The 23535-nt window shown below is 70.2% G+C and carries 16 protein-coding genes and 1 other RNA gene; 5 read left to right on the top strand and 12 right to left on the bottom strand.

All coding sequences use genetic code 11. The annotated features are described in order from the left end of the window. From ACILR4_RS21420 to ACILR4_RS21400, 5 genes are all read right to left on the bottom strand, one after another. Positions 1 to 978, bottom strand: a complete 978-nt coding sequence (locus tag ACILR4_RS21420) for an ABC transporter substrate-binding protein (RefSeq protein WP_395702909.1) — start codon at positions 976 to 978, stop codon at positions 1 to 3. 131 nt (positions 979 to 1109) lie between these two features. Continuing rightward, on the bottom strand, positions 1110 to 4199 hold the full coding sequence (locus tag ACILR4_RS21415; RefSeq protein ID WP_395702908.1) for an efflux RND transporter permease subunit: 3090 nt from the start codon (positions 4197 to 4199) through the stop codon (positions 1110 to 1112). A 16-nt stretch (positions 4200 to 4215) separates the two neighbouring features. Then, complete coding sequence (locus ACILR4_RS21410) at positions 4216 to 5397, bottom strand: efflux RND transporter periplasmic adaptor subunit (RefSeq protein ID WP_395702907.1); 1182 nt, start codon at positions 5395 to 5397, stop codon at positions 4216 to 4218. 82 nt (positions 5398 to 5479) lie between these two features. After that, positions 5480 to 5923, bottom strand: a complete 444-nt coding sequence (rnhA, locus tag ACILR4_RS21405) for a ribonuclease HI (protein WP_395702906.1) — start codon at positions 5921 to 5923, stop codon at positions 5480 to 5482. Then, entirely contained in the window at positions 5920 to 6768 is an 849-nt protein-coding gene (locus ACILR4_RS21400; RefSeq protein ID WP_395702905.1) for a class I SAM-dependent methyltransferase, read from the bottom strand. The genes rnhA and ACILR4_RS21400 overlap by 4 nt, the downstream gene beginning before the upstream one ends. Here ACILR4_RS21400 and ACILR4_RS21395 point away from each other — a divergent pair. Together ACILR4_RS21395 and ACILR4_RS21390 are read left to right on the top strand one after the other, a co-directional pair. Next, positions 6767 to 6892 (top strand): hypothetical protein, encoded by a 126-nt coding sequence (locus ACILR4_RS21395; protein ID WP_395702904.1) that lies wholly within the window; start codon positions 6767 to 6769, stop codon positions 6890 to 6892. The two genes, ACILR4_RS21400 and ACILR4_RS21395, sit on opposite strands and share 2 nt — an antisense overlap. Next, the gene (locus tag ACILR4_RS21390) at positions 6889 to 8445 is read left to right on the top strand and encodes a transglycosylase SLT domain-containing protein (protein WP_395702903.1); all 1557 of its coding nucleotides are present in this window, start codon (positions 6889 to 6891) and stop codon (positions 8443 to 8445) included. The genes ACILR4_RS21395 and ACILR4_RS21390 overlap by 4 nt, the downstream gene beginning before the upstream one ends. Before the next feature lie 45 nt (positions 8446 to 8490). Here ACILR4_RS21390 and recR read toward each other — a convergent pair whose 3' ends face one another. Genes recR through dnaX form a run of 3 tightly spaced genes read right to left on the bottom strand, consistent with a single transcriptional unit; the run spans position 8491 to position 11259 of the window. Next, positions 8491 to 9078 (bottom strand): recombination mediator RecR, encoded by a 588-nt coding sequence (gene recR / locus ACILR4_RS21385; protein ID WP_395702902.1) that lies wholly within the window; start codon positions 9076 to 9078, stop codon positions 8491 to 8493. 13 nt (positions 9079 to 9091) lie between these two features. Further along, positions 9092 to 9418, bottom strand: a complete 327-nt coding sequence (locus ACILR4_RS21380) for a YbaB/EbfC family nucleoid-associated protein (protein WP_395702901.1) — start codon at positions 9416 to 9418, stop codon at positions 9092 to 9094. After that, a complete protein-coding gene (gene dnaX / locus ACILR4_RS21375; RefSeq protein WP_395702900.1) occupies positions 9415 to 11259 on the bottom strand; it encodes a DNA polymerase III subunit gamma/tau in 1845 nt (614 codons plus the stop codon). The genes ACILR4_RS21380 and dnaX overlap by 4 nt, the downstream gene beginning before the upstream one ends. A gap of 72 nt (positions 11260 to 11331) precedes the next feature. Between dnaX and ACILR4_RS21370 the strand changes: the two genes are divergently transcribed. The 3 genes from ACILR4_RS21370 (at position 11332) to ACILR4_RS21360 (ending at position 13233) form a co-directional block, all read left to right on the top strand. Further along, positions 11332 to 12459 (top strand): AIR synthase related protein, encoded by a 1128-nt coding sequence (locus ACILR4_RS21370; RefSeq protein WP_395702899.1) that lies wholly within the window; start codon positions 11332 to 11334, stop codon positions 12457 to 12459. Positions 12460 to 12496: 37 nt separating this feature from the next. Further along, positions 12497 to 12594, top strand: an RNA gene (gene ffs / locus ACILR4_RS21365) — signal recognition particle sRNA small type. Positions 12595 to 12846: 252 nt separating this feature from the next. Next, complete coding sequence (locus tag ACILR4_RS21360) at positions 12847 to 13233, top strand: DUF4148 domain-containing protein (RefSeq protein ID WP_395702898.1); 387 nt, start codon at positions 12847 to 12849, stop codon at positions 13231 to 13233. Positions 13234 to 13307: 74 nt separating this feature from the next. Here the strand turns inward: ACILR4_RS21360 and ACILR4_RS21355 are convergent, their stop codons facing one another. The 4 genes from ACILR4_RS21355 to ACILR4_RS21340 form a co-directional block, all read right to left on the bottom strand. Next, positions 13308 to 15728, bottom strand: a complete 2421-nt coding sequence (locus ACILR4_RS21355) for a protein kinase domain-containing protein (protein WP_395702921.1) — start codon at positions 15726 to 15728, stop codon at positions 13308 to 13310. 5 nt (positions 15729 to 15733) lie between these two features. Continuing rightward, positions 15734 to 17491 carry a serine/threonine protein kinase gene (locus ACILR4_RS21350; protein WP_395702897.1) on the bottom strand — a complete coding sequence of 586 codons (1758 nt, stop codon included), beginning with the start codon at positions 17489 to 17491 and terminating at the stop codon, positions 15734 to 15736. Between the two features lie 92 nt (positions 17492 to 17583). Continuing rightward, the gene (locus ACILR4_RS21345; protein ID WP_395702896.1) at positions 17584 to 20820 is read right to left on the bottom strand and encodes a UvrD-helicase domain-containing protein; all 3237 of its coding nucleotides are present in this window, start codon (positions 20818 to 20820) and stop codon (positions 17584 to 17586) included. Then, positions 20817 to 23441, bottom strand: a complete 2625-nt coding sequence (locus tag ACILR4_RS21340) for a PD-(D/E)XK nuclease family protein (protein ID WP_395702895.1) — start codon at positions 23439 to 23441, stop codon at positions 20817 to 20819. Before ACILR4_RS21340 ends, ACILR4_RS21345 begins: the two co-directional genes overlap by 4 nt. Positions 23442 to 23535 lie beyond the last annotated feature (94 nt).

Below are 23535 nucleotides of genomic sequence, written 5' to 3'. Positions count from 1 at the left end.
TCATGACTCCGGGAAGACCATGTCGAAGGCGAACTGTCCGCTGGCGAAGTTCAGCCCGAGGTGGTTGGCGGTGCGCACGTTGGCGGCGATCAGCACGTCCTTCAGCGGCTGCACCCCCACCGGCCGCGTGTTGGCGCTCAGCGCCGCCAGCGTGGCCGCGCCCAGCCGGCGGCCCAGCGCCGCGTTGTCCGGGTACAGCGAAAACAGCGCGCCGCGGCGCACATGGGCGACGCTGCTCGACAGCACCGAAAAGCTGCGATCCCAGGCTTCCTGCAGCACCAGCGGCAGCACGGCCGATTCGTCGACGGTGACCGAATCGTGCGGCAGCCACAGCGCGTCGCGCCGCGATTCGAGGCCGGGCAGCGCCGCCTGGTAGGCGCGCAGGGCCGACTTCAGGTCTTCGGCTTCGGCCGCCAGCAGTTCCAGCCCCTGTGCCCGCGCGGCCTCGCGGGCGAGCTTCATCAGCCACGCGTTCTGGCGCGGGTCGTAGACCACTGCCACGCGCCGAACCCCCGGCACCAGCGTGCGCAGGCGGGCAAACAGCAGGGCCGGGTCCGGCGTCAGGCTGTGCACCAGCAGGTCCCTGGCCTCCGCCTCGGGCACAGACAGCACGCCGCCAGCCACCACCGGCATCGTGCGTTCGAGCGCCGCGGCAGCCTTCAACCCGTTGCGGCCCAGAGCAATCACGGCGCGCAGGTCACGCCGGCGCAGCTCGGCCCCCAGGTCCGGCCCGACCGCGGCGTTGCCGATCGCGAAGCTGGCCACCTTGCCTTTGGCCTGCTGCTCGACGCCTTCGATGATCTTGGTGAAGACGCTGCGATACGGCTCGCCGATGTCGGGGTAGAGAACGGCAATGGCCGAGGCGTCCGGGCCGGCGGCGACCACGGCGGCCGGGCCAGCGACCGGCGCCAGCGCGAGCACCTTGACGATGGTCCGCCTGGATTGCGAGAAGGTGCGTTTGCCGCTGGCCGCCGTCATGTCCCGTGTTCGCACGGACCCTCCGCGCCGCTGTCAGATTCTGCCGCTCGACAACGGGCAGCGCCAAGGCAGATGTTGGCACGATCCCACGCCGCACAGCACCACGGCTGCCACCGGCCGGTGCGGCCTGCTCAATGCGCGCCCACGGGGACTTCTTCCAGCGCCGGGGTGGTGTTCTCGCCGGGCACGCCGCGGCGCGCGAACAGCGTGTAGACGGTGGGAACGACGAAGATCGTCAGCAGCGTGCCAACACTCATGCCGCCGACGATCACCCAGCCGATCTGCTGGCGGCTCTCGGCACCGGCGCCGGTGGCCAGCGCCAGCGGCAGCGCGCCCAGCACCATTGCGCCGGTGGTCATCATGATCGGACGCAGTCGCAGCGAAGCCGCCTCGATCGTTGCCTCGACCGTCGCCCGACCTTGCTGGCGCAACTGGTTGCTGAACTCGACGATCAGGATGCCGTGCTTGGTGATCAGGCCCACCAGGGTGATCAAGCCGATCTGCGAATACACGTTCAGTGTGCCGCCACTGAGCTGGATGGCGCCGAGCGCACCGACCATCGACAGCGGCACCGCCAGCATGATCACGAAGGGGTCGACGAAGCTTTCGAACTGCGCCGACAGCACCAGGAAGATGAACACCAGCGCCAGCACGAACACCAGCGCCAGCGCGCCGCTGGACGAACGGAACTCGCGCGAGACGCCGTTCAGCTCGGTGGTGTAGCCGGGCTCGAGCACCCGGCGCGAGATGTCGTCCATCACCGTCAAGGCCTCGCCCAGCGAGAAGGTCGGCGCCAGGTTCGCGGTGATCGATACCGAGCGGCGCTGGTTGAAGTGGTTCAGCTCGCGCGGGCTCACCGATTCGCGCACCTTCACCAGCGAGGACAGCGGCAGCATCGCATCGTTGCGGCCGCGCACGAAGAGCTTCTCGATGTCCTCCGGCGTGGTGCGGCCCGAGTTCGAGGTCTGCACCAGCACGTCGAACTGGTCGGCGCCGCGCTTGTAGCGCGTGACCGCCCGGCCGCCGAGCATGGTTTCCACGGTGCGCGCCACCTGGTCGACGCTGACGCCGGCGTCTGCCGCGCGATCGCGATCGACCTCGAGGAACAGCTCCGGCTTGTTCAGCCGCAGGTCGACGTCGGGCGCCACGAAGCCCGGGTACTTGCCCATCTCGGCCAGGATGCGCTGCGTGGCAGCAGCGAGGTTCTGGTAGCTATCGTTCGTGACGACGACGAAGTTCACCGGCCGGTCGCGAAAGCCCTGCCCCAGGCTCGGCGGCGTCGACGCGAAGGCGTTGACACCGGGCAGTCCGGCGAACCGGCCCTGCATCTCGCGCGCCAGTTGCAGCGTGCTGCGCTTGCGCTCCGACCAGTCCTTGGCGCCCATGAAGGAGATCGCCTGCGACACCGTCGGGTTGCCCGAGGACACGAACACGCGGTCCAGCTCCGGATAGTCGGCCGCGATGCGCTCGATCTCGCGGCCATAGCGGGCGGTGTACTCCAGCGTCGCGCCATCGGGCGCATTGATCGAGCCCAGCACGATGCCGCGGTCTTCCATCGGCGCCAGTTCGCTGCGCAGGCCCGTGAACAGCCACCAGCTGCCGCCGCCGCAGGCCAGCATCACCAGCAGCACGATCCAGCGCTGGCCCAGCACAAAGCGCAGCGCCGTGGTGTAGCGCGCGGTGATCCACACCAGCACGCGTTCCATGCCGCGGTCGAAGAAGTTCGGCTTCGGGTTGTGCTTGAGCAGCAGGCTGCACATCATCGGCGTCAAGGTCAGCGCGACGAAGCCGGAGACGATCACCGCCCCCGCCAGCGCCAGCGCAAACTCGACGAACAGCCGACCGGTGCGCCCGGGGGTGAAGGCCAGCGGCGCGAACACCGCCGCCAGGGTCAGCGTCATCGCCATCACCGCGAAGCCGATCTCCTTGGCGCCCTTGAGCGCCGCCTGGAACGGCGTCATCAGGTGGCCATCGCCCTCCTCGATGTGGCGGAAGATGTTCTCGAGCACCACGATGGCATCGTCGACCACCAGGCCGATGGCCAGCACCAGCGACAGCAAGGTCAGCGTATTGATCGTGAAGCCGGCCGCGGCCATCAGCGCGAAGGTGCCGATCAGGCTCACCGGAATGGTCACCAGCGGAATCACCGAGGCGCGCAAGGTGCGCAGGAACACGAACACCACCAGCGCCACCAGCGCGACCGCCTCGCCGATGGTCTTGTAGACCGACTTGACCGAGCGTTCGATGAACACCGAGTTGTCGTTGGCGATCTGCACCTTCAGGCCCGGTGGCAGGTCGAGCTGCACCTTGGGCAGCGCCTCGCGGATGCCGGCCGAGATGTCCAGCGGATTGGCCGTGGCATTGCGGATGATGCCGGCCGAGACCGAGGGCACCCCGTTCAAGCGCACGCTCTGCCGCTCGCTGGCTGGCGCCTGCTCGATGCGGGCGACGTCCTTCAGCCGCACCGTGAAGCCGTTGACGACCTTCAGCGCCACCTCGGCGAACTGGCGTTCGGTGTTGAGGTCGGTGCGCGCGGTGACGTTGAACTCGCGCTGCTGGCTTTCGATGCGGCCTGCTGGCACCTCGAGGTTCTGGCGTCGCAACGCGTCTTCCACGTCGAGCGTGGTCAGCCTGTACGAGGCGAGCTTGTCGGGGTCGAGCCAGATGCGCATCGCGAACTTGCGCTCGCCGAAGATCGGCACGTCGGCCACACCGGGAATCGTCTGCAGCCGCGGCTTGACGATGCGGTTGAGCACGTCGGTGATCTCCAGCGGCGACAGCGTTTCGCTGGTGAACGCCAGCCAGATCACCGGGAAGGCGTCAGCCTCGACCTTGGCCACCACCGGCTCATCGGCCGCCTCAGGCAGGCGGCTGCGCACGCGGGCGACGCGGTCGCGCACGTCGGCGGCCGCAGCATCGGGGTCCTTCGTGAGCTTGAAGCGCACGCTGATCTGGCTGGACTCCTGGCGCGAGATGGAGGTCAGGATGTCGACGCCATCGATGCCGGCAATCGAGTCTTCCAGCGCCTTGGTGACCTGCGACTCGATCACCTCGGACGAAGCCCCCACCAGGCGGGTGCTGACCGTGACCACCGGCTCGTCGATGCGCGGGTACTCGCGCACGTTGAGCTTGGTATACGACACCGCGCCAACCAGCAGCAGCATCAGCGACATCACCGTCGCGAAGACCGGGCGACGGATGGAGATTTCGGAGAGTTTCATGGCGCCCTGCCCTCCGTCAGGACGCGCTGCCGGCCAAGCCGGCACGCGACGCCGCGGGCTTGGCCGATCCGCCGGCCTTGTCGCCGAGCTCGACGATGCGCAACGGCTGCGCGTCGCCCCGCATCAGGCGCGCCTGGCCTGCCGTGACCAGCAGGTCGCCCTGCTTCAAGCCCTGCAGGATCTCGACACGGCCGGCCCGGCGCGCGCCGACCCGGGCCTCGATACGCTGGCTCAGCTTGCTGCCGTTCGGTCCATCGACCACCTTGACGACGAACTGCTGGTCGCCCTGCGGCACCAGCGCCTCTTCCGGCACCACGATGGCCTGCTCGCGCACACCGAACACCACCCGGGTGCGGGCGAACATGCCCGACCGCAATTCGGCCGCGGTGTTGGCGACGCGCGCCCGCACCAGCAGCGAACGGCCGCTCGCATCGAGCTGCGAGTCCACCGCTTCGACGTGGGCGACGTAGTTCCTGCCCGGCAGTGCATCGAGGTTGACGCTGACGGCCTGGCCCGTCTTCAGCTGCGCGAGGTAGCGCTCGGGCAGTCGGAAGTCCACCAGCATGGTGGAGATGTCCTCGACCTGCACGAGGTCTGCCCCGTCCTTGACGTAGTCGCCGACATTGACGTTTCGGATGCCGGCCACGCCATCGAAGGGCGCCACCACCTTCATGCGCTGCAGCTGGGCCTGCGCCAGCGCCACCTGCGCCTCGGCCACCTCGAGTGCGGCCTGCGCCTGGTCGACCACGCTCTGGCTGACGAAGTTCTGCGCCACGAGCTCGCGGTTGCGCTGCAGGCTCGTGCGTGCAATGCCGGCCTGCGCCTGGGCCTGCTGCAGCTGCGCCACCTGCAGCGCATCGTCCAGCTGCACCAGCACCTGTCCGCGCCTCACGCGCTGCCCATCGGCAAACCCCAGCTTCAGGATGCGGCCGCTGACCTCGGGCCGCAGCATCACGCCCTGGTTCGACCGCAGCGAGCCGACGGCCTGCGCATCGTCCTCCAGGCGCACCTGCTCGGCCCTGCCGACTTCCACCGCCACCGGACCACCGGCACCACCAGGGGCTCGGGGCGCAGTGGCCGCCGCGCCCCGGTTGGCCGCACCGCCAGCACCGGCAACCGGCCGGTTCTGCAGCCACCAGGCGGCCAGGGCGGCGCCGGCCAACGCCAGCACCACGATCGTCGTGTGAACCTTCTTCATCGGACCCGGAGTTTCAGCGAACCTCGCAATGTAACGTCGTATGAATACCCTGGATCCGCAATCCAGGCCGGCCCGCGCGCAGTCAGCCGCGGCGCAACTGCTCGACGCCGCGGTTGGCCAGGCGGTCGGCCCGCTCGTTGCCCGGATCGCCGGTGTGGCCGCGCACCCAATGCCAGCTGACATCGTGCTGGGCCACCAGCGCATCGAGCTTCTGCCAGAGTTCGACGTTCTTGACCGGCTTCTTGTCCGCCGTGCGCCAGCCGCGCGACTTCCAGCCGTGGATCCAGCTGGTGATGCCGTTCTTCACGTACTCGCTGTCGGTGTAGATCGCCACCGGCGTGCGCCGCTTCAAGGCCCTCAGCGCCTCGATCACCGCGGTGAGCTCCATGCGGTTGTTGGTGGTCAGCGCCTCGCCGCCGAACAACTCCTTCTCGTGCTCGCCCCAGCGCATCCAGGCACCCCATCCGCCCGGTCCCGGATTGCCCTTGCAGGCACCATCGGTGTAGATCACCACCGTCTCGTTCACTCCATCGTCTCCCGCTGCAACTCTCGCAATCTGCGCCCCTCCCGATTGGCCACCACCGCCGGGGCAGCCGCCTTCTTGCCGGCTTGGCGTCGGGCCAGGCCTACCAGCCGCATGCCTCGCACGCGCTTCACCGCCACCAGCACGTACACCGCGCCCAGCACCGGCCACCAGCGCTCGCCCGAAGCCTCGATCCACTGCCCGCGATCGAGCCAGCGCTGCGTCCGGAACGGCGGGCGCCAGCAGCCGAAGCGACCGATCTCGACCTCGAAGCCGAGCAGCCGCAGCCAATCGCGCAGGCGCCAGTAGCCGATGAACTCGCCCCCCTGCGGCAGGAACAGCGACCCGCCCAGGCCCACGCGCCGCATGGCGCGCCCCATCGTCTGGCGCAGGCCCCACAGGCTGGTCGGGTTGAAGCCCGTGATCACGACGCGTCCTTCGGGCACCAGCACGCGCTCCACTTCACGCAGCGTGTCGTGTGCATCGCGTGCCAGTTCCAGCGCGTGCGGCAGCACCACGAGGTCCAGGCTCTGGTTCGGAAACGGCAGCGCATCGAACTCGCAGTGCAAGGCCAGCGGCGCATGCGGCGCCAGCGTGCTCAGGCCATCCTCCACCGGCGGCAGGTCGACGCGTTCAGGCACGTACAGCGAGTCGCTGGCCACCCAGCGCTGCGGCATGCGGTTGGCGCGCAGGCCGTCCAGTTCGCACAGACCCAGCTGCAGGGCATTGAAGCCGAAGCGGTCCGCGACCCCATGGTCGAGCTGGACCTGCTCCCAGGCCAGCAGGTAGCGGCCAGGCGGGCTGTTCAGCCACTGGGCCAACTCTATAATCGAAGCCTCGCGCGTCATGACCATGATCGCCCTGTTTGCCGAGTCCCCCAACGCGCAGCCCGCCATTCTAGTGATGCCCCATCGGCTTGCCGATGAAGCCAGTGTCCTGCACTGGCAGGAATGGAAGAACCCGAGACGATGACACACGTGCACCGCCTGATCCCCACGGCCCTGGCCGCCCTGCTGCTGGCGGCCTGTGCCACCACCCCCGAACCGATCTCGCCCCCTGCACCGCCGCCTGTCGTCGCCCCTGCTTCAGATCCTGCCCCGCCGCCGGTGCCCGAGCCGGTGGCCGCCACGCCCGCCGAGCCCGAGCCCGACGCAGTGGCGATCGACCCGCTGCGGCCCGACGCCCGCATCGACCCTAACGACCAAACTGCGCGTGTCGACCTGTGGGGCCGCGTGCGCCAGGGCTTCGGCATGTCCGAGCTCGACAACGACTACGTGCGCAAGTGGGAGCAGTGGTACGCCAGCCGTCCCGACTACGTCCAGCGCATGACCGAACGCGGCGGCCGCTATCTTTTCCATATCCTTGAAGAGCTGGGCAAGCGCAACATGCCCACCGAGCTGGCCCTGCTGCCCTTCATCGAGAGCGCCTACAACCCCGAGGCGATGTCACGCGCCAAGGCTTCCGGCATGTGGCAGTTCGTGCCCGGCACGGGCCGCGACTTCGACCTGAAGCAGAACGTGTTCCGCGACGACCGGCGCGACGTGCTGGCCTCCACCCGCGCCGCGCTGGACTACCTGCAATCGCTGTACGGCATGTTCGGCGACTGGCAGCTGGCGCTGGCCGCGTACAACTGGGGTCAGGGCAACGTGCAGCGCGCCATCGCGCGCAACCAGCGGCAGGGCCTGGGCAGCGACTACACCAGCCTGCGCATGCCGGACGAGACGCGCAACTACCTGCCCAAGCTGCAGGCGGTGAAGAACATCGTGCTGCGGCCCGACGCCTTCGCGCTGGCGCTGCCCCCGCTGCAGAACCACCCCTACTTCCTGTCCGTGCCGATCCAGCGCGACCTCGATGTCGATCTGGCGGCACGCCTGGCCGGCCTGCCAGAGGAAGAGTTCCGTCAGCTCAACCCGCAGATGAACAAGCCGGTGATCCTGGCCGCCGGCACGCCGCAGGTGCTGCTGCCCTACGACAATGCCAACACCTTCGTGCGGGCGCTCGGCCAGTACAAGGGCACGCTGGCCAGCTGGACGGCATGGGTCGCGCCGAAGACGGTGAAACCGGCCGAAGCCGCGCGCCTGGTGGGCATGAGCGAGGCCCAGTTGCGCGATGTGAACCACATCCCGCGCGGCATGCTGGTGAAAGCCGGCTCGACCCTGCTGGTGCCGCGCGATGCGAAGCGTCATGAAGACGTGGCCGAGCACATTGCCGACCATGCGATGCTGGCCCTGGCGCCGGACCGCCCCGCCACCCGCCGCGTGAGTTTCAAGGCCGGCAAGAAGGGCGACACGGTGGCCGCCGTGGCCAGGCGCTACAAGGTCTCGCCGGCCCAGGTGGCACAGTGGAACAAGACCTCGGTGCACAGCAGCTTCAAGCCGGGTCAGTTGATCCAGGTGGTGGTGGCCAATACTGCGCCCAGCGCCAGCAGCAAGCCGGTGCGGGTGGCCGCCCGTCCCGGCGGTGCGACTGGTCGGCGCATCACCAAGCCCGGTCCCGCAGCGCGCACGCGCGTATCGCAGAACTGAAGCGGCGCCCGTGCAGCAGCCATGGGGCGCTGCGTGGCGCCCGGCTCAGTGCCGGTCGCTCAGGGCATGCGCCAGTGTCGAGAGGTCGACGTATTCCAGTTCGCTGCCCGCGGGCACGCCGCGTGCCAGCCGTGTCACCGACAGGCCGCGCGCCTTCAAGGCCTGCGCCAGCACATGGGCCGTGGCCTCGCCCTCGGCGGTGAAGCCGGTGGCCAGGATCACTTCCTGCACCACGCCGTCGCTGGCGCGTTCCAGCAGGGCTTGAACGCCGATGTCGCCCACGCCGACGCCATCCAGCGGCCGCAGCCGCCCCATCAGCACGAAGTACAGGCCGCGGTAGCTGCCGGTGCGCTCCATCGCCGCCTGATCGGCCGGCGTTTCCACCACCAGCAGCTGACGCGCTTCTCGCGTGCCATCAAGGCAGGTGCTGCACAGGGTGGCCTCGGTGAAGGTGTGGCAGCGCGCGCAATGATGGACGCCCTGCACCGCGGCCTGCAGCGCAGCCGAGAGCTTCTGCGCGCCCTCCCGGTCGTGCTGCAGAAGGTGGAAGGCCATGCGCTGCGCCGACTTCACGCCCACGCCGGGCAGACGGCGCAGCGCTTCGATCAGCGCCTCGAGGCTGTGTTCGGCCACGCGCGCCGTTCTCTCAGAACGGGAACTTCATGCCCGGGATCTGCGGCATGCCGGCGCTGAGCTTGCCCATCTTCTCCTGCGTGGTCGCCTCGGCGCGGCGCACCGCATCATTGATCGCCGCGGCCACCAGGTCTTCGAGCATGTCCTTGTCGTCAGCCAGCAGGCTGGGATCGATGGTGACGCGCTTGACGTCATGCTTGCAGGTCATCAGCACCTTCACCAGGCCCGCGCCGGACTGGCCTTCGACCTCGATCGTCGCCAGCTCTTCCTGGGCCTTGCGCAGGTTGTCCTGCATCGCCTGCGCCTGCTTCATCAGACCGGCGAGTTGGTTCTTCATCATGATGGTGTCCTCGGTTCGGAAACGGGTTTGATCGAGCCCGGCACGATGCGGGCGGTACGGAACTGCGACATCAGTGCCCGCACCGCCGGATCGCCCTGGATCAGCTGCTCGGCGGCGCGCTGGGCGGCCTCGCGTTCGGCTGCATCGCGGCGCGCCATCGAATCGGCGGCCACGCCGGGCTCCAGCTCGAGGCGCAGGCCGGCAGCGCCGGCGGCGACGAGCGCGGCCTGCAGCTTGTCGCGCAACGCCGGCGTGCGCAGGCTGTCGCGCTCGACACTCAGGCGCCACAGCTGCGCGCCGTCGGCTTGCGCCTCGACTCCTACGAGCTCGGCCTGCCAGGCCAGCTCGCGCACGAGCGCACCGATTGCACCGCTGGCCAGCACCGGCTGCAGCAAAGCGGCCCAGCGGTCGCCGAGCGCCGTCGTCACCAGTGCCGGCGCGGCAGGCTTGGGCGAGCTCGGCGGCGGTTCGTCGAACGCGGGCATCGGTGCTGCGTCGGCGTCGACCTCCGGCAGCGCGTCATCGACCCACGGGGGCGGCTCGTCGTCACGCGGCGCGACGGCGCGCGCAACGTCAGGAGCGGACCGCGGCGCGGGTGTCGCAGCCGGCGCCGGCGGCCTTGCCGCTGCCGGCAGCGCCTTCGGCGGTGGCGCCACGGCGGGCCGCGGCGCCGTGCTCAGGCGTGCTTCACGCGGGGTCACCTGCAGCGGTGCTGCCCGCGGCGCGGGCACGGGCGCCGGGCCGGCCGGCGGAAAGGCCAGCAGGCGCAGCAGCACCATCGTCAGCGCCGCATAATCGTCGGACACCAGGCTCAGCTCGCCGCGCCCATGCAGGACGATGCTGTACAGCAGCTGGGTCTCGTCAGCCGGCATCAGCGACGCCAGGCGCTGCGCTTCGGCAACGTCCGGATCGTTCTCGTCGAGGGCGCCCGGCACGGCCTGCTCCACGGCCATCTGCTGCAGCAGCCCCGCCATCTCTTCCAGCGTTCCGGCAGCAGACAGGCCCAGGCTGCGCAGTTCGTTCACCGTGGCGAGCACTGCGGCGCCGTCGCGCTCCGCCAGCGCCTGCACCAGCCGCGCCGCGTGGCGGCGGTCGACGCTTCCGAGCATCGACCGCACGCCAGCCTCGTCCAGCTTGCCGGCGCCGTAGGCAATGGCCTGATCGGTGAGCGACAAGGCGTCGCGCATCGAGCCACGTGCCGCCCGCGACAGCAAGCGCAGCGACCCGGCGTCGGCCGGCACGTGCTCGGCCTCCAGCACGGCCTGCAGATGCGCATGCACGACCTCGGGCGGCATCGGCCGCAGGTTGAACTGCAGGCAGCGGCTCAGCACGGTCGGCAGCATCTTCTCGGGGTCGGTCGTGGCCAGGACGAACTTCAGGTACTCGGGCGGCTCCTCCAGCGTCTTCAGCAGCGCGTTGAACGCGTCCTTGGTGAGCTGGTGCGCCTCGTCGATCATGAAGACCTTGTAGCGGCCGACGCTGGGCTTGTAGGCGGCGCGCTCGATCAAGTCGCGGATTTCGTCGATGCTGCGGTTGGAGGCGGCGTCGAGCTCGATGTAGTCGATGTAGCGGTCGGCATCGATCTCGGTGCAGGCCAGGCACTGGCCACAAGGCCGGGCGGTGACGCCGCCCTGGCCATCCGGTCCGGTGCAGTTGAGGCTCTTGGCGAGGATGCGGCTGACCGTCGTCTTGCCGATGCCACGCGTTCCGGTGAACAGGTAGGCATGGTGCAGCCGGCCACTGGTCAGCGCATTGCCCAGCGCCTGCACCACATGCTCCTGCCCGACCATCTGATCGAAGCTGCGGGGCCGGTACTTGCGGGCCAGGACGACATGGTTCATCCAAATCATTCTACGGGCCGGGTACCGGCGGCCCAGCGGTCCGGCCACGGGCGCTCGCCGATAATCCGCGCCATGAAACCGATCGCTTCCGAGGCGCAGAGTGCCACGCTCAGCTATGAACAGGCCGGCGTCAACTACGACCTGATTGACCCGCTGAAAGTCAGCGCGCAGCGCGCGGCTGCCGCCACCGCCGGCCACCTCGCGGCCCATGGGTTCAGCGAGGTGAAGGCCTCGCGGGGCGAATCGGCCTATGTCGTCGATGTCGGCCCGTTCTACATCGCGTCGATCGTCGAATGCCTGGGCTCAAAGGCGATGGTGGCCGACGAGATGGCACGGCTCACCGGCAAGAGCTGGTATGACGGCATCGCGCAGGACACGATCGCGATGGCGGTGAACGACCTCATCACCGTCGGCGCCACGCCGCTGGTGGTGCAGGCCTATTGGGCCGCCGGCGGATCGGACTGGTTTGGCGATGCCCGGCGCGCGCAGGCACTGGTGGCAGGCTGGAAGAAGGCCTGCGATGCCTGCGGTGTGGCCTGGGGTGGGGGCGAGACCCCGGCCCTGGCCGGCATCGTCGAAGCCGGGCGCATTGACCTTGCCGCATCCTGCACCGGCCTCATCAACCCGAAGGAGCGGCTCTCGGTCGGCGACAAGCTGGGCCCCGGCGACGCGATCGTGCTGCTGGACTCCAGCGGCATCCACGCCAACGGGCTGAGCCTGGCGCGCAAGCTGGTCGAGCGCCTGCCGCAGGGCTGGCTGACACCGGTACTGCCGGGGCTGAGCTATGGCGAGGCACTGCTGGCGCCCACGGTGCTGTATTCGCCCGTGACCGAGGCACTCTGGAAAGCCGGCATCGCACCGCACTACTGCGCCAACATCACCGGCCACGGCTGGCGCAAGCTGTTGCGTCACCCGGCCGCGCTGACCTACCGCGTCCACACGGTGCCCGAGGTGACGCCCGTGCTGCGGTTCATCCAGCAGCATGCGCATCAGGACGATCGCGAGGCCTACAGCACCCTGAACATGGGCGCCGGCTTCGCGCTCTTCGTGGCCGCCGGCGACGCGCAGCGCACCGTCGACATCGCGCTCGCCCAGGGTGTCGGCGCGCGTGTGGCCGGCGTCGTCGAGGCGGGACCCAAGCAGTTGCTGATCGATCCGCTGGGCATCCGCTTCAGCGACGACGACCTGCAACTGCGCTGACCCGGGCGCGGTCGCCCACTCGCCTACAATCGGCGGTGACGGGCCTCCTCGCATGGAAGCGCGGCCAACCGGGTCAGGTCGGGAACGAAGCAGCCCTAACCGTTGCGACCAGTGCCGAGGGCAAGGCTCGTCACCCGCCTCACCCCCTTCGGTTCCGCCAAGTGCGGCATCGGCGCAACGGTTTCGTCCCGCCGCGCGGGCGCGGTGGCGGTTGCGGCCCCCCCAAGTCAACCCGCACGAACCCGCAACGTTATGATGCGTGATAGAGGCCTCGCTCCCTTGTCGCGCTCACAGCGAGAAGGCGTATCGACCAGATGAGGGTTGATGGTCCGAGCGTTCTGGCTCCATCGCGTAGTGCCCCCCCTCATATCCAACCAGGAGTTGCTGATGAAGATGAAGACTGCTCTCTCGCTGATCGCCGCCGCTGTGGCCGTTCTCGCCCAAGGCGCCTACGCGCAAGGCGCTTCTGCGCCCACCCGCGCCGAAGTCAAGGCCGAAACCAAGGCTGCCGTGAAGGAAGGCAAGACCGCCCCGGCCGGTGAGGCTGGCGCTGCTGCCCCCGCCGCCAAGTCGACCAAGGCCCGTGCGGACGTCAAGGCCGAAACCAAGAAGGCCGTGAAGGAGCACAAGACCGCTCCCGCCGGTGAAGGCGCTCCGGCCGCCGCGGCCGAAGGCAAGTCGGACAAGTCCCGCGCCGAAGTCAAGGCCGAGACCAAGAAGGCTGTGAAGGAAGGCACCACCACGCCGGCCGGCGAAGCCGCCACGAAGAAGTAATTCTTCCGCTGGTCGCCAGTGCGCAAACGGCTGCCCTCGGGCAGCCGTTCTGCTTTTGGGCAGCGGGTTCTGGCTCAGCCGGCCTGCCGGAACGCCATGACCGCCTGGTTGCGCAGGGTCCGCAGCAAGGCAAGTTCGCGTTCGCCCAGCGCCAGTTCACCTGGCGACGCCTTGTCGCCGTAGATCAGTGCGAACGGGGCGTTCTTCATCGTCATCGGCAGCAGCAGGAATGAAGCCGCATTCACCTGCTTGCCGTACCAGGGCGGCAGGCGCTGGGCGATGTGCCCGGCGCGGGCATCGGCGATCAAGGTGTCGGCGCCCTTCAGACACACGGCATTGAAAAGGTCTGGCGTCGCCCCTTTGCGCAGGTCGACATTGAAGACCTTGGCCACCGCTTCGGCCTGCGCCCCCAGGCCAAAGCGGCCCAGCAGGCAGCCGCTGCGCGGATCGCGCAGGCAGAACACCACGCGCTGGAATCCCATGCTGCGGTACATGGTCTCCAGGATCATCCGCAGCACTTCGTTCAGCCGGAACTGCTCACCCGCCATGGTGTTGGTGATGTCCTGAATGCCGGCAGCCAGCAGTTCGGCGGTGCGCTCGGGCGTGGTCAGCACCATCGTCGGCGCGTTCGACGGGTCCAGGGCCGCACCCGATGCCGGCAGCGGCATCGTGGCGTGCAGCTCGTAGGGCGAGAGGGAGTCGCCGGCTTCCTTGGGCGCACGCTTGGCGCTGTCCGACAGCATGCGCTGCGCGGCGCTACCGGCTGGCAACTGCAGGCCCATGGCCGGTGCCAGCTGGGCCAGTTTCTGCCGCGCACTGGCGGCGGCCGCCTGCAACTCATTGCTGCCCAGGCCCAGGGCCTTGCCGAAGCGCTCGACCACGGCAGCCAGCTTGCTGGACAGGTGCTCGGGCTCGTTGCGCAGGATCGCGTCGGCCGCCTCGTTCGCCGCCGCTGCCAGCCAGCGCAGTCGATCGGGTCCGCGCTCCACTGCGCGATTAGGCGGCTCGCCCTCGCTGCCGAGCATGCACCGCTGCAGGTTGTCCGGCAGTCCCCACGACTTGGCGACGCCCATGCCGAGCTTGTCGAAGCCGATGCCCAGCACCCGCTCGGACACGCTGGCGGCCGAGGGCTGCTGCGCGTCGCCGCGCTGTGCGGCCGACTGCAGTTGCTCGCGGATCGTCTGGGCCTCTTCAGGAAAGTAGTACTCGGTCAGCAACCTGCCGAGGTTGTGGAACATCGCCCCGAGGAAGGCTTCCTCGCTGTCGCGTGCATTGGGTGTCAGTTCGCTGGCCAGTTGACCCGCCATCAGCGAGCGCAGGAACTCCTCGCGCAGGCGGCTGGCGTGGCCCTTGTCCTTCATGTGCTCCAGCAGCACCAGCGACAGGGCCATGTTGCGGATGCCGGCAAAGCCCACCAGCGCCACCGCGCGCGACACCGTGCTGATCGAGCCGCCGCCAGCGCTGCTGAAGTGCACGGTGTTGACCATGCGCAGCAGCTTGTTGGTCAGTGCCACGTCCTTCAGGATCTCGCCGGCCAGGCTGTTGAGGCTTTCCTTTTCGGAGGTGGCGATGCGCTGGATGCGCACCACCGAGTCCGAGAGCGTCGGAAAGTCGCTCTTGTGCCGCATGCGGCGCAGCAGGAAGTCCAGCGTGCCGTTCGAACTGGCTGCGGCGGCGTCGGCCTGCTGCGGCTGAAGCCAGGCCTGCAGCCCGTCGCGCATCGCGGCGGCGCTGTCGTAGCGCAGCGCGGCATCGCGCGCGAGCGCGCGCTGCACCACCGCGCGAAGGCCGTCGTCGACTGACACGCCCTCGGGCAGGGCCATGTCCTCGTTGACCACCCGATGCAGGGCTCGGTACGGGTCCTTCTCCCGCAGCAGCGGCTTGCCTGCGAGCAGCTCGGCCAGCACCATGCCGGCGGAGAACACGTCCATCACCGGCGACGGCGGCAGGCCGCGCGCCGCTTCGGGCGACATGTAGCCGGGCGTGCCGACGATGCGACCGTCGCTGGTGTCGGCCGCGCGCGCCGCGATGCCGAAGTCCATCACGCGTGCGCGGCCGTCGGCGTCGATCAGGATGTTCGAGGGCTTGAGGTCGCGGTGCACGATGCCTTGTTCGTGTGCCACGCGCAATGCGTCCAGCACACCCAGCAGGAGCGCGCCGGCATCGCGGCCGGCCATCGCGCCCTTGCGCTTGAGCATGTCGGACAAGGGCTTGCCACGCACCAGCTCGAACACGAGGTAGGGCTGGCCTTCGTACTCGTCGGCCTCGAACACCGGCACGATGTGCGGATGCGCCAGACGGCTCACCGCGCGCGCCTCGTGCAGCCACTGGCTCACCGCCAGGGTGTCGGCGTCAGGGCTCAGCAGCTTCAGGGCAACGTCGCGGTCGAGTCGCTCGTCGTGCGCCAGCCAGACCGTGGCCTGTGCGCCGCGCCCGAGTTCCTCGGCCAGCTTGAAGCGGCCTATCCGGCGTCCGCTGCGCACGGGAATGCTCACGGCACTCAATGCAGGCCTCCCAGCTGCGACGCGCGCGGCGCGTCATCCTCCACCGATCCCGGCGCGATGCCTTGGGCCGACAGCTGGATGTCGCGCAGGGTCAGGCCCAGCACACGGGCATAGCGCTGCGCCACCCGCTGCAGGGCGGGGGCCTGCTGGGCCGCCGGCAGGCCGGTGGCGTCCACCACCTCGTTGGCGCAGCTGCCGGTCAGGCGCAGCACTTCGTCGTCGGTTTCGGCGGACCGAATCGGGCTGGTCACGGCAACGCGCCGCACCATGTGCAAGACCGACTCGTCCAGGCCCCATTGGCGCGCCACGGCGGCCCCCAGCGTTTCGGGGTCGGTGCCCAGCACCGCGAAGGACGCGCTCTCCTCGCTCATGCCCGGCTCGTCCGGCTCGCCCTGCTTGGCCGCGGGCGCCGGCTGCATCAGCCGTCGGATCTGCTGCGCCTCGTCCGGAAAGTGATATTGGACGATCAGGCGACCGAGGTTCTGCAGCATCGCCACCAGGAACACCACCTCGGCATCGTAGCCAGCGGGGCGCAGCCACTGGGCAATGCGCGCGGCACGACGCACCCGATCGAAGACCCGCTCGAGCTCGATCGCCTGCTCCTCGTTCAGCGGCCCCGGCCATTGGCGCAAGGACAAGGCCGCGCGGCGCACGCCGTCCAATCCCATCATCGCGATGCTGCGTCGCACCGTCAGCACCGGGCCGCTGCCGACGGCCATCGCACCGCGCACCTGCGCGCTGTTGACCAGGCGAATCATCTCGAAGGTGAGCGCGGTGTCCTGCAGCACGATCTCGGCCAGCTCGATCGTGCGCTCGCGCTCCATCAACGCCAGCCGGGCCGCACGCGCGGCACCGCCGGGCACCGCCGGCAGGACACCATTGGCGCGGATGCGGTCCATCAACTGCGCCGTCGCGCCGCCACCCTGCTCGCCTTCATTGCTGTACCAGCCCTCGAGCGCGCGCTCAAAGGTTCGGGCATTGCGGTAGCGCTGGCGCTCCTGGCGATCGGTGGCGCGGTTGACGATGGCACGCAGCACCTCGGGAATCTGGTGCGCGGTGCCCCAGGGCAGACGCACCATCTCGCGCCCGAGGGGCGGCAGTCGCTCGATCACCGCGCAGACATCGGCCAGGTCCAGCGCCGGCTGGCCCGAGAGTGCGTGATGCATCACCAGGCCGAAGGCCAGCAGGTCGCGCTCGGCGGCCTGACGCTGGCCATGCAGCGTGCCGGCGCTCACGCCCAGCTCGGTCGGGGCTATCGCCACGCCCAGGCCCATCACGCGACAGCCATGGCCTTCGCACATCAGCACCATGCTGGGCTGCAAGTCCTGGTGCGCGATGCCGGCGTCGTGCGCGAAAGCCAGGCCCTGCAGCGCCTGCATCGCGCGCGGCACGAATTCCTGTGCCGCCATGCCCTTGCTGCTCAGGCACTCGGCCAGGGTCACCGCGTTGCCGCGGTCATAGGTGATGTAGGGCCACTGCTCGTGTTCACCGACTTCGACCACGTGGGCCAGCGCCGGGTGATCGATGCGCGCGGCCTTGCGGGCCACCTGGCGCCAGCGCTCGAGTGCCGAGGCATCCGCAGGCCTCTGTCGCGGCATCGCCAGCACCAGTTCCTGGTCGTTGCGCGGGTCGGCCACCAGCCAGAGCATCGTGCGCGCACTCTTGCCCAGCAGTTGCAGCAGCTGAAAGCGGCCGAAGTTGCGCACGGCATTGGGCCGGGCGGCTGGTTGGTGAAGCAAGGGCGAAGCGGACATGGGCGCAAGACGCGGTGATGCAGCCGATTGGACCGAAGAGTGTGACCGTCCGATACCTGGAACAGCCGGGTGAACCGGCACCAGATCACGCTTCAGTCCAGTTCGACGAGCCGCCCGCCGCCGGCGATGAAGGCCGCGCGCACCGTCTCGCCCGGCTGCAGCGCCCTCACCGCCGCACGGTACTGGCGCAACTGCTCGCGGTTCTCGGCCAGGCGCTCGGGGGCCGTGTTGAGCTTGTAGTCCAGCACCCACCAGCAGCCGTCTGCCTTCAACTGGACCAGACGGTCGATGCGCAGGCTGCGGCCGGCCACGGCCACCGGTACTTCGTTGCCGGCCCAGCGCACGGCAGCGGCGTCGAAGAAAGGCGCCAGCTGTGGCGCACCCAGCACCTCGGCAGCCGCCTGCGCCACCGCGGCCACCTGATCGTCCGGCACCTCGAAGGCCTGCGCGGCCGAGCGCGCCAGTGCCGACACGTCGGCTCGTCGCAGGTCGCCCTGCGCCGCCCACTCGAGCACCCGGTGCACCGCCTGACCCCGCCGGGCGGCCGCTTCGTCGACAGTCGGGTCCGCGGGGGCCTCCGGCGCGGTCGAGGCGGTGGGCCCCGGCGGCGCAGGGGGCAGTTCAGGCACTTTCGGCAGCGTGGAGCCTTCGACGGCCTGGCGCGCCAGATCGGGCGACCAGGGGCTGGCCAGCGGCGCGAGCCGTGGCCACCAGGCCCGCGGACTCGGGCTGCGCGCTGGCGTGCGGCTGACGACCAGGCGTTGGCGAGCCCGCGTCATCGCCACGTAGAGCAGGTTCAGGTCCTCGCGCGCCTGCAGCATCGCTTCGGCGGCGTCCAGCGGCTGCAGGCTGGGCGGCACGCGGCTGTCGCTGGCGACAAAGGCCACACGGGCGGGTGCCCGTTCATGCAGCGGCCAGTCGATCATCAGGCCGGCCTGTCCGGCACGCGGCGGTTCTGCGTCCGCATCGAGCACGAAGACCACCTCGGCCTCCAGGCCCTTGGCGCCATGCACCGTGAGCAACTGCACCGCATCGGCCTGGGCCGGCGCGCTGACCCGCAGCGCCCGCTGCCGCAGCGCGCGCACGAAGTTGTAGGCCGTGGCATAGCGTCCACCGTCCAGGGCCAGCGACTGCGCCAGCAAGGCCCGCACCGCCTGCAGCGCCAGCCCGCGGCGTTCCGGCCGCGCCGCGGCCACCAGGCGGGCCGGAACATCCCCTTCGTGCACGATGCGGTCCAGCAGGTCGTGTGGCGGCAGCACCGGCAGCAGCGCGCGCCAGCCGGCGAGCAGGTCACGTGCGCGGGCCAGCGATGGCGGCGCTTCGGACCAGCGCGCCAGCGCACGCTGCCAGGGCAGTCCGATGGCGCGTGCGCGCTGCGCCAACGCCAGCAGCTCGGCATCGCTGGCGTCGAACAGCGGGCTCTTCAGGGCCTGCGCCAGCGCCAGGTCATGTGCCGGCGATGCCAGCGCATCGAGCAACGCGATCAGGTCACTCGCCTCCGGCAGATCGGCCAGCCGCAGCTCTTCGCCTGCCATGCATGGCGCCTGCCGCAAGCGGAGCTCCTCGGCCACCAGCGCCAGCCCGGCCCGCTTGCGCGACAGCACCATGATCTCGCCCGGGGCCTGCCCGCGGGCCAGCAGTTCAACCACCGCTGCGGCGACCTGCGCGGCCTCGGCACGGCGGAACAGCTGCTCGGGCTCGGTGCGCCGCTCGGTGAGCGAATCGCGCCAGCGCGGCGCTTCGGGCGCTGCCGCCTTGGCTCGGGCCGCGCGCTCGGCTTCCGGCAAGGCCTGCAGTGCCGGCGACGGGCCTTCGGTCACCTCGGTACTATGAGGCCGATAACCTGCAAACTCGCCGGCCATCTCCGCCGCGCCGAACACCTGGTTCAGCACCGCGATCACGCCCGGCGCGTTGCGCCGCGTGTGGTCGCATTCGAGCACCGATCCCTCCAGGCCGGTGCGGACGAACTCGCGCGCGGCATCGAAAACGCGCGGTTCGGCTCGGCGAAAACGGTAGATGCTCTGCTTCGGATCGCCGACGATGAACACCGACGGCGGCCGCTGCCCGCTGGCGCCACCGCCAGCACCGGCATACGAGGACAGCCAGGCCGATAGCGCGTGCCATTGCAGCGGGCTGGTGTCCTGGAACTCGTCGATCAACACCTGGCGGATGCGCGTATCGAGCCGCTGCTGGACCCAACCCGACAGCACCGGGTCCGACAGCAGCGCCAGGGCGCAGCGCTCGAGGTCCGGCATGTCCGCCACCGCACGCAGGCGCTTCAACGCGCGCCACTCGCGCAGCAGCAGGCGCGACAGGCGCAGCATGGCCAGGTGGTCGTCATGCGCTCGCTGCTGATTGCGCTGCGCCTGCAAGGTCTGCAAGGCCTCGACCGCGGCCTGAATTTCAAGGTGGTCGCCCAGCTTGCGCGGATCGCCCTTCTTGGTGAAGAGGGCTTGCCACGCGCTGTCGAAGGCCAGCACCGTGTCGGTCTGCTCGAGTGCGGCGCGCAGGCCCTCGGCCGCATCGCGCTGTTTGCTGGCACCGGGGCCAAGCCGGCGCGCGGCAGCCTCCAGCTGCGCCCGCAGCGCCGGATCGTCGCGCATCCGCAGCATCGGATCGCGGCCATCGGGCATGGCAGGCGGCACCGAGCTGTCGATGCGGCCGGCGTCGTCGGCGAGCTCGATCTCGATGCGCTTGTCCCGGCTCGTGGCCAGCCAGGCCGCAAGTCGGTTGCGGCCATGGCCTTGCAGCAATGCGGTGTAGTCAGCCAGCGCGGCTGCATCGGCCGCCACAGCCGCATGGAACCGGCGCATCAGTTCGGGCTGCAGTTCGCTGGTGTCTTCCAGCAAGTCCATGCCCGGCTGCAGGCCCAGGCGATCCAGCAACTCGTGCGGTGCCGCCCGCATCAACTGCGAGAACCAGGCATGGAAGGTCTGGATGTCCACCGCGCGGCCACTGGCCAGCACGCGCGCCTGCAGTCCCGCCAGCACCGGCTGCAGACGCTCGGCATCGGCCGCACCCATGCCACGATCGCGCAAGGCCTGCACCCGGTCTGCGGCCGTGGCCAGCGCGTACTCGGCCAGCCAGCCGTTCAGGCGCTCACGCATCTCGCCAGCGGCCTTGCGCGTGAAGGTGATCGCCAGGATCTCCTGCGGTCGCACGCCATCGAGCAGTGCGCGCAGCATGCGCGACACCAGCATCCAGGTCTTGCCGGCCCCGGCGCAGGCTTGCACGACAACGCTGCGTGCCGGATCGCAGGCAATCGCGTAGAAGGCCTCGCGCGTGCACGGCGCGCCGTCGGCGTGGAAGGCCGCGGTGTCGGTGCTCATGGCTGGTCCGTTCCTTCCGGCATGGCGGCCCAATGGTCGCGACGGCACAGACCGCGCGCCTCGCAGAAGTCGCAGGCCATGCCTTCGCCCAGCGCCTGCAGCGGCTCGCCGGCCTGCAGCCGGGACCATTCGCCGGCCAGGCCCTGCAGCAGCGCTTCGGCGCTGGCGGCCACATCGGGATGCGGGAGCTCGGCAATGCCATCACGCTCGTCAAGCCCCAGATAGCAAGCCACCAGTGCGTCCGGCGGATGGTCGGAACTCAGGACCTGCGCGGCATAGAAGGCCAGTTGCGTGTCCTCCAAGGGCTCGCGCAGCTTCTCTTTCAAGCCGGCCTGGCTGCCCGTCTTGTAGTCGATCAGCTGCCGCTCGGCGCCCTTGCGGTCGATGCGGTCGATGCGGCCCTGCAGCTGCAGGCCCCCGAGCATGGGCGGGGCGCAGCGCGCTTCGACCTCGCCCTGGAGGTACGACCAGCCCTGGGCGTCGCGCTGCAGCAGCCAGTGCAGGTAGCGTGCCGCGAAATCGCCCATGCCGGCGCGGAACGGCAACATGGCCGGGCCGTCGAGCCCGCTCTCGGCGGCGACGTCATCGGCCAGCGCAATCAACCGCGCGGCTTCCTGAGCCGGGCTTTGCCCTTCCACACGCTGATCGTGGAACCGCTGCAGCGCCGCATGCAGCAAGGTGCCGTAGTCGCGCTTGCCGGGGTCTTGCGCCAGCTCCTCGGCTTCGAACAGGCGCAGCACGGAGCGCGCGTAGAAGCGATAGGGGCAGGTCCGCAGCGCCTCCAGCGCACTGGCACTGATGGCTGGCGGCAGTGCGCCCGCGGCGCTGGGTCGTGGCGGGAAGACGGGCGCCGGCTGCAGCGTGCGCCAGTGCAGGGGCGCGGACGTTTCCTCGAGCAATGGCAAGCCCTGCGCATGCCGCGCGAGCTGCAATCGGGCGATCCAGGGCGAAGGCCCCAGATGCTCGTCGCCTTCGGCCACGCGGCGCAGCAACAGCACCTGCGGCTCGCGCAGCAACTGCGCGAAGGCCAGCGCGCCGCGCAGCGCGCGCGTTTCGCGATCGGGCTGGCCCAGTGCACGCAGCAGCGCATCGCCCAGCAAGGAGGGTGCGGCGGGCGGCGGGCCCAGCGTGCGCTCGTCCGCCCCCGGCACCACGACGGCGCCGAACGGCCGCAGGATCGCCCGCGCCAGCGGCGTGATCACCACTTGCGCAGCTTCGCGGTCGACCGCCGCGATGTAACTGCCGGCAGCCAAGGTGGCGTCGACCCAGGCGATGAAGTCGTCCAGGTGCAGTGGCATCGCATCGACGTCGCCACGAGCGGACGCGCTGTCCAGCCGCAAGGCTTGCCAGACGGCTCTTGCCGCCGGATCGGCCCGCCAGCGGCCCGCCGAGGGCGCCTCGAGCAGCAGCCCCCGCAAGGCCTGCAGCCAGGCAGCCAGCGCCCTGCGTGGCGGCGTCGCCCAGGCCTGCCAGCGGTCCCGCGTCTGCTCCCACTGCGCCAGGGCTTGTTGCAGGCGCGCACCGCGGGCCTCGTCGGCCGGCTGACCGCGGCGCCAATAGGCCTCAAGCGCGTCGATCCAATCGGCGGCTTCCGGCGCGGCCTCGGCCTTCAGGCCATCCAGTTGTGCATCGGGGCGCGCCGATGGCCGGACGGCCCGCAGCACCGCCATCAAGTGCGCCGCGGCGCGGGTGGTCGACAAGGTCCAGCCGGACTCGTCGGCCACATGGAGCCGTGCACGTTCGAGCAGTGCGCGGATGCGCCGCACCAGCAGGCGATCTTCGGCCACCAGGGCCACCGGCGAGCGACCCTCCGTCAGGTGCTGGATCACCGCGCCCGCCGCGGCCAGCGCTTCTTCCTCGGCCTCGGCCGCACGCCACAGGGTGGGGCTCGGCGCCGCGGCAAACGGCGCATCGTCGGGCGCATCGGCCACCAGGCGCAGCGCTGGCATGCCCGCCTGTGCCGCGTTCCGCAAGACCGCGCTGCCCAATACGTCGTCACCGCCCGCGCACAGTTGCATCCACGCCGATGCCCGCCAGCCAAACAGGCGATCGGTCGCCGGGTCGCCAGCCATCGCCGCCCAGGCCAGGGCCAGCCGGGCCAGATCGCCCGACAGGCCTTGCGCCATCGGCGCTGGACCCGCGTGGCCCTCGACCACCCGCCGGGCCGCGCGCCACCAGTCCGATCGCGCGGCCGGCGGCTGGGCCTGGGCTGCGCGCTTCAACGCATGGGCGGCCTGCACAAGGTCCCCGATGGCCTGCTCGAAGGCCGCCGGATCGCGCCGGCGCCAGTCGGCGACGCCCGACAGCGGGGCCAGCAGCGCAGTGGCCAGCAGGCGGTCGATGGCCACGTCGCCAGTCGGGGCCCCGGCGGGCACCTCGGGCGCCGGCCCGAGCGAGTCCGCCAAGGTCCGCGGCGTTTCGATGCGCGGCTGCCAGCCGCCCTGCAGCGCGAAGGCCTGGCGGGCCGGCGGCAGCAGATCCGCCGACGGCAGCAGCAGCACCGCATCGCGCACCGACAGGTCCCGGCGCCGCAGCCATTCCAGGGCCAGCACCGGCAACTGGCGCCACACCTCGGCCGCTTGCCAGCGCTGCGGAAGATGAATCTGCTCTATCGTGTCCATAGCGACGGGCCCGAGTGTCGCCGAGTACGCGGCAAGGGCCTTTGTGTCAGAATTCTTCGCACCCTCTTCTCGGGCTGCAGGCCCAAGGAACTGT

Source organism: Aquabacterium sp., from assembly GCF_044226965.1.
Taxonomy (GTDB): Bacteria; Pseudomonadota; Gammaproteobacteria; order Burkholderiales; family Burkholderiaceae_C; genus Pseudaquabacterium.
This window is presented reverse-complemented; position numbering and strand designations above follow the sequence as displayed.